The 12569-nt window shown below is 49.9% G+C and carries 13 protein-coding genes; 3 read left to right on the plus strand and 10 right to left on the minus strand.

Annotated elements, in window-relative coordinates:
- Window positions 1-385: 385 nt before the first annotated feature.
- The 9 genes from tatC to E1H14_RS11670 form a co-directional block, all read right to left on the minus strand.
- Window positions 386-1192, minus strand: coding sequence for a twin-arginine translocase subunit TatC (gene tatC, locus E1H14_RS11630; protein ID WP_149391655.1), 807 nt, complete (start codon window positions 1190-1192; stop codon window positions 386-388).
- Window positions 1189-1530, minus strand: coding sequence for a Sec-independent protein translocase protein TatB (gene tatB, locus E1H14_RS11635; RefSeq protein ID WP_149391656.1), 342 nt, complete (start codon window positions 1528-1530; stop codon window positions 1189-1191). Before tatB ends, tatC begins: the two co-directional genes overlap by 4 nt.
- An 8-nt stretch (window positions 1531-1538) precedes the next feature.
- Window positions 1539-1814 (minus strand): Sec-independent protein translocase subunit TatA, encoded by a 276-nt coding sequence (gene tatA / locus E1H14_RS11640; protein WP_149391657.1) that lies wholly within the window; start codon window positions 1812-1814, stop codon window positions 1539-1541.
- Window positions 1815-1875: 61 nt separating this feature from the next.
- Complete coding sequence (locus E1H14_RS11645) at window positions 1876-2211, minus strand: phosphoribosyl-ATP diphosphatase (protein WP_149391658.1); 336 nt, start codon at window positions 2209-2211, stop codon at window positions 1876-1878.
- Window positions 2212-2236: 25 nt separating this feature from the next.
- Window positions 2237-2632, minus strand: a complete 396-nt coding sequence (gene hisI, locus E1H14_RS11650; protein WP_149391659.1) for a phosphoribosyl-AMP cyclohydrolase — start codon at window positions 2630-2632, stop codon at window positions 2237-2239.
- A gap of 60 nt (window positions 2633-2692) precedes the next feature.
- Window positions 2693-4324: a ubiquinone biosynthesis regulatory protein kinase UbiB gene (gene ubiB / locus E1H14_RS11655; protein WP_149391660.1), complete on the minus strand. Its 1632-nt coding sequence runs from the start codon at window positions 4322-4324 to the stop codon at window positions 2693-2695.
- A gap of 61 nt (window positions 4325-4385) precedes the next feature.
- A complete protein-coding gene (locus E1H14_RS11660) occupies window positions 4386-5933 on the minus strand; it encodes a GGDEF domain-containing protein (RefSeq protein ID WP_149391661.1) in 1548 nt (515 codons plus the stop codon).
- A 135-nt stretch (window positions 5934-6068) separates the two neighbouring features.
- Window positions 6069-6695: a thiol:disulfide interchange protein DsbA/DsbL gene (locus E1H14_RS11665; RefSeq protein ID WP_149391662.1), complete on the minus strand. Its 627-nt coding sequence runs from the start codon at window positions 6693-6695 to the stop codon at window positions 6069-6071.
- Window positions 6696-6817: 122 nt separating this feature from the next.
- On the minus strand, window positions 6818-7423 hold the full coding sequence (locus tag E1H14_RS11670; RefSeq protein WP_149391663.1) for a c-type cytochrome: 606 nt from the start codon (window positions 7421-7423) through the stop codon (window positions 6818-6820).
- 203 nt (window positions 7424-7626) lie between these two features.
- Here E1H14_RS11670 and yihA point away from each other — a divergent pair, with 203 nt between their 5' ends.
- Entirely contained in the window at window positions 7627-8292 is a 666-nt protein-coding gene (gene yihA / locus E1H14_RS11675; RefSeq protein ID WP_149391664.1) for a ribosome biogenesis GTP-binding protein YihA/YsxC, read from the plus strand.
- Window positions 8293-8454: 162 nt separating this feature from the next.
- Here the strand turns inward: yihA and polA are convergent, their stop codons facing one another.
- Window positions 8455-11193, minus strand: coding sequence for a DNA polymerase I (gene polA / locus E1H14_RS11680; RefSeq protein WP_149391665.1), 2739 nt, complete (start codon window positions 11191-11193; stop codon window positions 8455-8457).
- A 90-nt stretch (window positions 11194-11283) separates the two neighbouring features.
- On the opposite strand from polA, the gene E1H14_RS11685 reads away from it, so the two are divergent.
- Both E1H14_RS11685 and E1H14_RS11690 read left to right on the plus strand, forming a co-directional pair.
- Window positions 11284-11565, plus strand: a complete 282-nt coding sequence (locus E1H14_RS11685; protein ID WP_149391666.1) for a DUF2782 domain-containing protein — start codon at window positions 11284-11286, stop codon at window positions 11563-11565.
- Window positions 11566-11574: 9 nt separating this feature from the next.
- The gene (locus tag E1H14_RS11690) at window positions 11575-12549 is read left to right on the plus strand and encodes a homoserine kinase (RefSeq protein ID WP_149391667.1); all 975 of its coding nucleotides are present in this window, start codon (window positions 11575-11577) and stop codon (window positions 12547-12549) included.
- Window positions 12550-12569 lie beyond the last annotated feature (20 nt).

The following is a 12569-nucleotide window of genomic DNA, read 5'->3' on the forward strand; positions in this document are numbered from 1 at the left end:
ATTACATCTCAATGAATATCATTGGGTTGCTTGTCCTGATTAAGCTGTATGCTCAATCTCAACAAGCGCCCACACGCATTACCTGATCGATTGTTAAAGAGCGGCTTGGCCAACCTCCTCAGCGAGGTGTCGTCTCAAGCGAGGTGCGTATTCTAGCGACCTCGTCCGAAGAGTCAAGCTTTATTTTCAATCCCGTGTAAGTTTTTTTTCCTCACCGCGATTGCGCTTAACACTTCCGAAGCAACTTATTCTTGTTTGAAAACAATGAACTAAACTGCTTCTATCGCTGAGAGAATCTCTTTCTCCAACCGAGGCCGGAAGGCTTCGTCTCAAGCGAGGCGCGAATATTACAGAGACCCATTAGGTCGGTCAAGCTGTTTTTTCGTTATTCTGTTTTTTGTTCACTGGCTTCGATCTCCACTGCATCTTCATCTTCAACGTCCTGTTCCGAACTGGCCGGAAGCAATCGGGATAACAGCAAGCCCAATTCAAATAGCAACCACATAGGTAGCGCTAAAAGGCTTTGCGAGATCACATCGGGAGGTGTCAGCAACATCCCAAAAATGAAGCAAACAACGATGACATAGGCGCGTTTAGCTGCCAGAGCCTGACGCGTAACAGCGCCAGACTTAATTAACAATAACGTCGCAATCGGTATCTCAAACGTGATACCAAAGGCAAAAAAGAGCTTGAGTACAAAATTCAGGTAGCTGCTGATATCTGTCATAACAGCCACATTCTCTGGGCCAACACTGGTAAAGAAACCGAAAATCAGCGGAAAAACCACAAAATAAGCAAAGGCGATACCGGCATAAAAAAGAAAGATGCTCGATACTAGCAAGGGTATAGCGAGACGCTTTTCATTCGTATACAAGCCTGGGGCAATAAAAGCCCAGATTTGATGCAGAATAAACGGCATCGCCAAAGCCAGCGAAGCCACCAGCGTGAGTTTAAATGGCGCAAAAAACGGCGACGTTACATCAGTTGCGATCATACTGGTGCCAGGAGGCAGCAGGGCGGTGAGCGGCGCAGATAGAAGCAGGTACAAATCATTGGCAAAATAGAAAAGACCTGCAAAGATCACTAAGACCGCTAAAACCGAACGCAATAAGCGCGAACGTAACTCCACTAAATGGGAGATAAACGGCTGCTCTTGATCCTTTTCAGCATGTTCAGGTTTTGAATGGCTCATGAATGCTTCTGATCTTCTGCTGCTGGGGAAGAAGGAGGGGTTTCTGATGTGTCGACCGCTTTAACCGCAGCATCGACTTCTTCTGCTGCTGCTTTGAAGGGCGTACGCATCTCCTTCAACTCTTTATCCAGCTCTTCTTTACTGATAGCTGCGGTGCGGCGTAGCTCTTCAACACGCAGCTCTTCACTAATTTCATGCTGTATGGCGGTCACTGAGCGCTTGATACGGCCAATCCACATACCACAGGTGCGTACTGCTGTCGGCAGCTTATCAGGCCCTAATACAAGCAAAGCCACAACACTGACGATGAGTAACTCGGCAAAGCCAATATCAAACATGGCGTGACTTACTTGGTATTTTGTTCAGTGTTTTGACGCGTATCTGGCTCGACCTTATCCTGAGTCTTCGCCTGCTCATTAAACTGAGCATCCTCTGTCAGCTGTTTTTTGTTCTCGTCTGCTGTGCTTTTCGTGGCGTCATCTTCATGCATCGCCTTTTTAAAGCCTTTAACCGCACTGCCAATATCGCCACCGAGGTTGCGTAGTTTTTTAGTTCCAAAGAGCAGAATGACGATACCCAGTACGATCACCAACTGCCAAATACTGATTCCACCGAAGCCCATGCGTTTATCCTCTGCTCTGATTCAAGATAGATTGCAACATTTCAGATAGGTTTATAGCCTGTTATGAATCAACCTGTCGAGAGGCCTTTTCGTCCAAACCCGACATATTAAAGCGACGCGCCAGCTCTGCCAGCACAGCCTCATGGCTCAGACCCAAGTGTGACAGCATCACAAGCGAATGAAACCACAAGTCCGCTGTTTCATAAACCAATTCGCTTGTATCACCCGATCGTTCAGCATCTTTTGCGGCTAAAAGCGTCTCAACGCTTTCTTCTCCGACCTTTTCAAGAATTTTATTCAATCCTTTGGCATGCAAAGAAGCAACATAAGAGGACTGTGGATCGGCGTGACGACGCTCCTCTAACACTCTTTGCAGCTGGGCCAATACGTCCGACATACTATCTCCAGAAAACTGATATCGTTTATTCGGCTGAATAGATCTGACTAGGATCCTTTAGAACATCATCCGTTACCTGCCACTGCCCAGATCTATCCAGTTGACGATAAAAGCAGCTTTCACGCCCAGTATGACAAGCGATGCCGCCTAACTGTTCAATTTTCAACAGCACCACATCACCATCGCAATCCAAGCGTATTTCATGCAAGCGCTGAACATGTCCAGATTCCTCACCTTTACGCCACAGCTTTTGCCGTGAACGCGACCAGTAGATTGCGCGTTGCTCTTGCTGAGTCAGGTGTAGCGCTTCGCGGTTCATCCAGGCAAACATCATGATGCGTCCGGTTTGGTAGTCCTGAGCGATGGCCGGCACTAACCCCTGCTCATCCCATTTAATCTCATCAAGCCATTCTTCAGACATGGTTTTATCCATTGCGGTGAAAATTTCAGGGGCAGAGCATACCTAAGCCGTCTAAGTTTGTCAGGCTCGCCATGCCGCATATAGACCCAAGACCAAGGCTAAAACGCCATACCAGGGCATGGATTCTAAAGCAGACTGCACGCTCGGATCGATGGAGACGTAAGCCAAGCCCATGAGTATAGCGGCAAGTAACAACTTACGCCGACGCTGGCGTGAGGCATTTGCAACAGCTTGCAACTGGCGTAACTGACGCTCGTTCTCATTCTGGTTATGGCGGCGCGTTTGCTGCAAGACATCAAAAATCAAAGGCGGTAACTGCGGTAACTTCTCCAGCATATCCGGCCACTGTTGACGTAGGTTCTGATACGCCATTTTTGGCCCCATACGCTCTTTCATCCAGTTCTCCAGAAAAGGCTTAGCGGTTTTCCACAGATCCAGATCAGGATAGAGTTGACGCCCCAGGCCTTCAATATTCAGCAAGGTTTTCTGCAGCAGTACCAATTGTGGCTGTACCTCCATGTTAAAACGGCGCGCTGTTTGAAAAAGCCCTAAAAGCACTAAACCAAAAGAAATCTCTTTTAAAGGCTTTTCAAAGATCGGTTCACAGACACTGCGTATCGCCGTTTCAAAGGCATGCACATTAGTATCAGGCGGCACCCAGCCCGAATCGATATGCAACTGCGCAACCTGACGGTAATCGCGCTGGAAGAAGGCAAGTATATTACGGGCTAAATAGCTCTGATCTTCAGCACTCAAAGAGCCGATAATGCCAAAGTCTATCGCGATATATTGGGGATCTTCAGGGTTATCACGCGAAACAAAAATATTCCCCGGGTGCATATCCGCATGAAAGAAGCTGTCGCGGAACACCTGTGTAAAGAAAATCTCCACACCACGCTCAGCCAGCTTCTCTAGATTGGTGTCCTGAGCACGAAGCTGCTCCATATCCGCAACAGGGATACCGTAAATACGCTCCATGACCAAAACATCACGACGCGTGTAGTCCCAAAAGATTTCAGGTACATAAAGCATGGGCGATGCATCAAAATTACGTCGCAGCTGTGAGCCATTCGCCGCCTCTTTGCGCAAGTCCAGTTCATCAAAGATCGTTTGTTCATACTCTTCTACGACTTCAATCGGCCGCAAACGACGCCCTTCAGACCATAAATGACAAACCAACCAGGCTAGGGTATAGAGCAGAGAGATATCCTGACGTATGACACGGTCGATGCCTGGACGAATCACCTTAACAATGACCGAACGCCCCTGGCGCAAGGTCGCACTGTGTACCTGTGCGATCGAAGCTGAAGCCATAGGCTCTGGATCAAAGCTCGCAAAGAGTTGGTCCACTGACTGCCCGAGAGATTGCTCGATGATACGCTGCGCTTGTCGGCCCGAAAACGGCGGCACTCGATCCTGAAGTTTGGCGAGCTCTACCGCCAAATCATCCGGCAAAAGATCGCGACGCGTGGACAGCATCTGGCCAAATTTGATGAACACTGGCCCAAGAGCCTCTAACGCTAAACGCAGGCGCACCGCACGCGGTTGCTGAGCCGGAATCAGATAACGCCAGGGTAAAAACCACAAAACTAGCCGCAGAGGCCAGGGCATGTGTGGATGAAAGAAGAACGTATCGAGACGGAAACGGGCGATGACCCACCAAATTTTGATTGAACGAAAAACAGGTCGCACGCCTTATATTCCTGTTGAAAATGCAATGGAGAAAAAAGAGTCGCCGTCTGGCACCACACCCCTAAACATCAATCGCAGTCTGATTACGCCCTTGATGTTTGGCTTTATAGAGCATTTTATCAGCGCGCCCAAACACGGTTTCGGGCGTGTCCCCTGGGCGCACCTGACTAATCCCAAACGACATTGTGACATGAACCGGCTCACCCTGAAAATTAAACGGGCTAGACTCCACCGCTAAGCGCAGCTTTTCAGCTGCTAAGCGTGCGTCTTCGAGATGCGTTGAAGGAAAAATTAAAACAAACTCTTCCCCACCAAAACGACAAATAAAATCGGTTGTGCGGAGTTGGCCGCGTAAGGTTTTTGCTACTAGGCGTAACACCTTATCTCCCGCCAAATGGCCATAGTCATCATTAATTTTTTTGAAATGATCAAGATCAGCAACGCACAGGGTGAAGGGCGTTTGGTAACGACGCCAGCGCTCAAGTTCCGACAACACCTGATCTTGATAAGCAATACGGTTAGGTAAACCAGTCAGATGATCGGTGCGCGCCTTTCTTTGCTCTTCTTCTATGCGATTTTTCACTTCACAGGCTTCGCTCTCCATGAGCTGAACCTTTTCTAACAGCTGTTCATAACGGGTTTGTAAAGCCTGCTCACGCTGGCTTTCCTGATCCCGATAATGATTCATGGTTTTAATAATACTGCTCAGTTGACGCGTGACACTCAACTTCAGTGCATCCAGATCATTAGATTGCTTAACGCTGGTATGAATCGCTTTAACGTCTTTACGTACACGTCGATCTAAATCCTGATGCTGCTGCACAGCACTCAGCTCATCTTTCTGAGCCTGAGTGAGGAATTGCTGCACATAGGACAGCTGCTGATTTAGGCTCAGCAAATAATCCTCAAAATTATCTGCCATCGAGATGCCAGACATGCGCACTAGGCTAACCACTTCGGCCAAAAGCTCAGGCACAGCTTGCAGGGGTGGGTTCGCGTCTAGACGCTGAACCAACTCTTGTGCACTTTCACTGCGCTCTCGTGGCAAGTTGAGATGTTCAAGCAACTCGATCAACTGCGCACAGATCAACGTGGACAGCTCCGCGGGCTCCTCCGACACGGACAGATTCTGGGCAGATGCAGAAACTGATGTCGAGGCAGTCTGTGGGTGTGTCCAATCTAGTAGTTGCGAGATGAAAGGTGCGAGTAAATAAAGTTTGTCGGCAGCCTCAGGGAGCAATTGGCGCGCTTGCGATAAGGAAGAGAGATCAAGCTCAGGAGATGAGCTTTCGATTAACTTCAGCCAAGCTTGCAACACCTCTTCCAGCTCTTGAGTATGGGCATGACGCGAGGTGTCTAACTGTTTAATTTGCAGCTCTAACTCTTTAAGCAGGGCACGCAAGCGACCAATTTCGACATCGGACATAGCCGACTGTAAACGCAGGAGTAAAGCATCCAGTGTTTTGTCTTGACCTTGCAAGCCTAAGGATAAAACAGCGACGATCTGGCTTAACTGCTCCAATAAACGACTTGAATATTGCTCTTGCTGCTCGAGCTCTTTGACCAGCACCTTATACTTATGACGATATTCATCGTTTGCTGCTGCCACTGCCAACCTCTTGTCGCCGTTCGGCCAAATCTGTGGCAGTAACTATAAACCAGAAAAGCCACTATGCGGGAGTTGATCTCTAGGGAAAATCACCGCAACAGTGGCTTTTTTGCTGATTCGGATCAAAAGTCGTGCTTATTGCGCACGTTCTTTTTCAATCAGGTAATTTACAACCTCTAACATCTCACGATTACCCCCTGCCATCTGCGCGGTGATACGGTACTTTCCATTCACGACCATCGCCGGCACACCCGTAATCTCGTAGCCTCGGGTCTTAGCACTGCCCTGCTTAAGCTTCATATCCACAGCAAAAGATCCGTAGAGCTTTTTAAACTCCTCTTGATCTATCCCTAAAGGTGCATAAAAAGCAGCCAGATCATCCACAGACGCTAAACGACGCTGATGCAGATGTATGGCATCGAAAGTCTGCTGATGTGTCTCGTCCAAACGCCCCGCCAGCTCCGCAACATAATAAGCGCGCGCCAAAGGCTCCCAATCACGACGGAAAACCACAGGTAGATGTTGATAATCTACATCGTCTGCCAAGCGTTTTGACCAACTCTGCAAGGCCGGCTCAAGATTAGAGCAATGTGGACACAGATAACTAAACACCGCCACCACCTCAACCTTATCTGCATTACGAGTGCTGACAGGATTCGGCAGCTCAACATAATGCGTTCCCGCTTGATACTCAGCGGCCTGAGCACTTAGAAAGGGTAAACACAGCATCAAACAGAGCAATATACGCAGTTTATTCAACATAATTCATCTCTCTAGAGTTCGAACAACCCATTTAAGACCGGAGATCCGTAGGAAAAGTTCGCGGTCTAAATAGAAAAGGGCAGCCTAAGCCACCCTTCATTCTCAACCGCGCAGATCAGAGATCAATGCAGGCCGCGGATATACTGAGCCACGGCACGCATGTCGGCTTCGCTCATTTTGACAGCAATATCGCGCATCATACGGTTAGGATCATTGTGACGCTCTTCAGCGGCAAACTTCTGCAGCTGCGATACAGTATATTCAGCATGCTGACCGCTCAACGCTGGGAAGCGGGCTGGATTGTTACCCTGGCCATTAGGCATGTGGCAAGCCACACAGGCCGCAACGCCTTTATCCGCGAGGCCACCCTGATAAATCAAACGGCCACGTTCAACCAGTTCAGCATCTGCCTGACCAATATTGATACGCTGGCTAGCGTAAAAGGCGGCGATATCACGCAGATCCTGCTCAGAATAACCATTCAACAGACCGGTCATTTCTGGAATGACGCGTGCGCCACTGAGTTGATCCTGCATCTGTTTCAACAAATAACGTGAACTCTGGCCAGCCAGAGATGGGAAGGTACCTGCTGGGCTATTGCCATCGGCACCGTGACAGGCTGCACACACCGCCACCTTAGAGGCTCCTGCTGTTGCATTACCACCGGCAGCATGTGCCATGCCAGTGATTCCCACACTTATCAATAAGCTGATCAGTAGTTTGTTCATTGCTCGACCCAGACTCTTGCTAATAAATTCGAATTTAGCCTTCGCCGTATGTTCTTAGAGACCGGCGTAGACAGGATGAACCTGTTTACCCTGACTAGAGATTCCCTCAGTTCACGGGTAAAATTGGCGATATTATAAACTAATATCCGCACAAACTGGAACGTATTTGTTCCTTCCACCCATGCGACTTAAGTGAGACATCCATGTCCGGCGACCGCCCAATTATTCAGTTCAACCAGGCACGTTATGCAACCAGTGCCGACAAACTTAGCCAGTGTCCGGCGGATAGCCTGGCTGAAGTTGCCTTTGCGGGCCGCTCCAATGCCGGAAAATCCAGCGCCATCAATACACTCACGCAAAACGGCAAACTTGCGCGCACTTCCAAGACTCCTGGTCGTACGCAACTGATTAACTTTTTCGATCTCAATCTGCCCGGTTTACGTTTAGTAGACCTGCCTGGCTATGGTTATGCCAAAGTGCCCGTGGCGATGAAAACCCATTGGCAACAACACCTTGACACCTATTTGCAAAAACGTGATGCCCTACGTGCTGTCGTTTTAGTGATGGACATACGCCATCCAATGAAAGAGTTTGATGAGATGATGGTGAGCTGGTGCCAAAAAACCGGTATGCGCCTACATGTTCTGCTAACAAAAGCCGATAAGCTGACACGCGGTCCGGCACAAAGCACCCTGTTACAATTGCGCGCACAGCTGCAAAAACGCTTGGGCGATCGAGTCACCTTGCAAACCTTTTCCTCACTAAAAAACCAAGGTGTGGAGGAGTTACGCGCCATCATCAGTGATATTTTGTTGGCGGAACTGGACAGTCTCAATGCTGATGAGCGTGCGGACGGCACTTTAGAGTAAGACACAAAGAAACCCTCAGCGTCGCAAGGGGAACAACGACTCTGAGGGTTCACGCATCTGACGTTCAAGCGAGCAGTCAGCGCCTGGCACTGACGCTTTTTCCACTGCTCACTTAATCTGACCTTTATGGTTGGCAAAGTTCCCGCATTGATTAAATATTAATCAATGCGCCTGCTCCCAACTCTCACCATAGTCCACTTCTACTCTCAGCGGCACTTTCAACTCCGCTGCGGATTCCATCGGCTGCACGACGCCCTGAATAAAGGCTTCAAGATCACTCTTTTTCACCTCAAACACCAATTCATCGTGCACCTGCATAATCATGCGGGCCGAGATCCTGGAATGTTTTAACCATTGATCAACCTTGACCATCGCGCGCTTGATGATATCCGCCGCTGTCCCCTGCATCGGCGCATTAATGGCCGTCCGCTCAGCCGCCTGCTGACGCATACGGTTACGCGCGTTGATTTCGGGAAGATATAAACGGCGGCCAAAGAGGGTTTGCACATAACCGAGTTGATGCGCTTGCTCTCGCGTGCTTTCCATGTAGTGTTGCACACCTGGGTAGGTGGCAAAATAATGATCGATGTAGGCTTGAGCTTCGTTGCGACCCACCCCAAGCTGACGCGCTAAACCAAAGGCCGACATACCATAAATCAGACCAAAATTGATCGCTTTCGCACGTCGACGCTGCTCAGCAGAAACCTGCTCCAGAGTCACACCAAACACTTCTGCCGCGGTGGCTCGGTGAATATCTTCTCCCGCACTAAACGCGCGCAGCAAACCGGCATCACCAGAGAGATGCGCCATGATACGCAACTCAATCTGTGAATAGTCCGCCGCAACGATGAGATGGTCCACGGGTGCCGTGAAGGCCTGACGAATGCGCCGCCCCTCTTGCGTTCTCACTGGAATGTTTTGCAGATTGGGATCAGAAGAAGACAAACGCCCGGTCGCCGTCACCGCTTGATGGTAAGACGTATGAATACGCCCTGTACTCGGCTGAATCATCTGCGGCAGCTTATCGGTGTAAGTTGATTTCAACTTACTCAAACCACGATGCTCCAGAATCACTTTGGGAAGCGGATAATCCAGGGCTAACTCTTGTAACACCTCCTCCGCCGTGGAAGGTGCCCCTTTAGGCGTTTTCTTAGTCACGGGGATGCCTTGCTTCTCATAGAGCAACACCTGTAACTGCTTCGGTGAGCTGAGATTAAACGTCTCACCGGCCAGCTCATATGCTTCGGCTTCCAACTCAGCCAAACGCTTTTCCAACTCTTGGCTTTGCTGTCCAAGAAGTTGGGCATCAACCTGTGCACCCGTTTGTTCAATTTCTGCCAGAATCGGCACCAAAGGCATTTCGATCTCTGAGAAGACCTTTAACAACTCAGGTTCGGCCTGAAGCTTTGTCAGTAAATGCTGATGCAAACGTAAGGTGATATCCGCATCTTCACCGGCATAGGCAGCGGCGGCCTCAAGATCAATCTGATTAAAAGTCAGCTGCTGCTTACCCTTACCGGCCAACGCTTCAAAAGAAGTGGTTTTTACTCCCAGGAAACGCTGCGCTAAGGAGTCCATATCGTGACGACCCGCTGTGGAATCCAGCACATAGGATTCCAGCATGGTATCCGCGACCACGCCCTGTAGCTGAATACCATAACGCGCCAGCACATTCATATCATATTTAATATGTTGGCCGACCTTACCGCGTCCAGGGTCTTCCAGCAGCGGTTTAAGACGTGCAAGCACCTCTTTGCGATCCAACTGCGAAGCCACACCGACGTAATCGTGTGCCAAGGGCAAATAAGCCGCTTTGCCAGGCTCAATCGCAAAAGAGATCCCCACCAGTTCCGCTTCCATATAATTCAAACTAGTGGTTTCCGTATCCAAAGCAAACACCTCGGCCTGCTCTAAAGCCTGTTGCCAGGACTCAAAGGCCTCCCAACTCAGCAGCGTTTCAACCTCGCGAGTCATGGCAATCGGCGGTGTACTGGGCATGTCGGCTACCACAGCACCTCCCTGCTCCAACTCCGCGACCCAGCTTTTAAACTCAAACTGACGGAATAAAGGCAGCAATGCCTGAATATCCGGCTGCGGTTTAGGAATCTGATCTACCCGAAGATGCAAAGGTACATCGGTTTTGATGGTCGCCAACTGGTAGGAAAGTTCTGCCTCATGACGATGTTGCGCCAGCTTAGTCGCCAGGCTTTTCGCACCACGCACCGGCAAATTCGGTACTTCATCCAAACGAGCATAGATGGCCTCGATACCACCTAGCCCCTGCAATAAAGCCAATGCCGTTTTTTCACCGACACCGGGCACACCGGGGATGTTATCCACCTTATCTCCCTGCAACGCCAAGAGATCGATGACCAATTCAGGCGGTACACCAAACTTTTCAAGAACACCGGCCGCATCCATTTGTGTATCGTTCATCGTATTGATCAGGGTGACATGCTCACTGACCAATTGCGCCATATCTTTATCACCCGTTGATATGATCACTTCATGACATTTTTCTGTGGCTTCTCGGGCCAATGTGCCGATCACATCATCCGCCTCCACTCCCTCTTCTACCAGAATAGGGATTCCCATCGCTTGAATAATGGCGTGGATCGGCTCCACCTGTAGACGTAAGTCATCCGGCATAGAGGGTCGCTGCGCTTTATATTCAGGATATATTTCATCGCGGAAGGTTTTACCCTTGGCATCAAACACCACCGTGACCGGGCTGTCTGGATATTGACGTAGCAAACTGCGCAGCATCGAAGTTACAACACGGATAGCACCGGTCGGAAACCCCTCCTGAGTGCGTAGATCCGCCTGTTGAGATGCAAAAAAAGCTCGGTACAAATAGGATGAGCCGTCGACTAAAATAACAGGTGGAAGCTGTTCACTCATGGATATTTCCGCTCAGCCGGTTGCCGTAAAAGTTCTCTGGGGTCACAATCATAGACAATTACGGCCATTCAAACCAACGAGATGCCTATTATGAACTGGAAACCTGCAATCGTACTTTTACTCTGTGCCCTGCCACTAGTCAGCTTACAGGCACAAGAGGGGCTGCTGAATGAAGAGCCGCAGATCACCATCAGCCATGATGGCGAAGCCACCTATTACGAGTATCGTGTCAATGGTGTACTCAAAGAGATCAAGGTGGTACCTGTTGTTGGCGAGCCTTACTACCTGGTGCCGCAAGGTGACAAGGGTGATCTGATTCGTGTCGGTGAACCCACGGTGTTAACCCCTAAATGGATCTTATTCCGCTGGTAAGGATGTCGCGTGGCCGTTTATACCCCTGTCCTCGCTGAGGATCTCAGCCGACTATTACAGCGCTATGACCTGGGTGAGTTGATCTCACTACAGGGCATAGATGGTGGAATCGAAAACACCAACTACTTCGTCAGCCTGAATCAAGCTGGCCAGGTGCGGGAGTATGTGCTGACGCTGTTTGAAGAACTCAGCGCCGATGAAGTGCCATTTTTTGTTGAGCTGGGCCAGTGGTTGGCGGCACGCGATATTCCGGTGCCCTATGCCATTAAAGATCAGCATGGCATCGCCCTACAGCAACTCAGTGGTAAACCCTGTGTGTTACAGCCACGCTTCTTTGGCCAGGATCTGCCTGTAGAAGCGATAGACGTCAGCGCCTGCCAGCAAATCGGTGAAGCCCTGGCGAAACTGCATCTGGCCGGTGCCGACTTCTATCTGCAGCGCCAGGCACATCGGGGTGTCTTTTGGTGGCGTCGCGAAAGTGAACGTGTGTACTCGCGTTTGAGTCATGAAGATGCTGAGTTGCTGCGGGATGAAGTCCAGGCCTTTGATCAGCTGCGCAGTGCACAATGGGATCTCCCTATGGGCATTATCCACGGTGATCTGTTTAGTGATAATGCCTTGTTTGCGGATCAGCAGCTTGTCGCTATCCTCGATCTTTACAACGCCGCGACAGCCTATTGGCTGTATGATCTCGCCATCGTCGCCAATGATTGGTGCCGCACAACGCAAGGCCAGATCGATCCTCTACGTGAACGGGCTTTAATTCAGGGTTATGCTGCCGTGCGCCCCTTCACTGCCGATGAGCAACGCGCTTGGCCACGTTTAACCCGCACGGCGGCCATGCGCTTCTGGTTATCACGCTTAATTCCCTGGCTCGGCCTGGAACAGGCTTCACGTCAGGGCGCCAGCATGAAGTTGAAAGATCCTGAAGCCTATCGGCAGATACTGCTGTCACGGATTCGCACACCCGCACAGCTGTGCTGAGCTTCTCTCGTTACTCTAAC

It is taken from the genome of Nitrincola tapanii (assembly GCF_008368715.1).
Lineage (GTDB): Bacteria > Pseudomonadota > Gammaproteobacteria > Pseudomonadales > Balneatricaceae > Nitrincola > Nitrincola tapanii.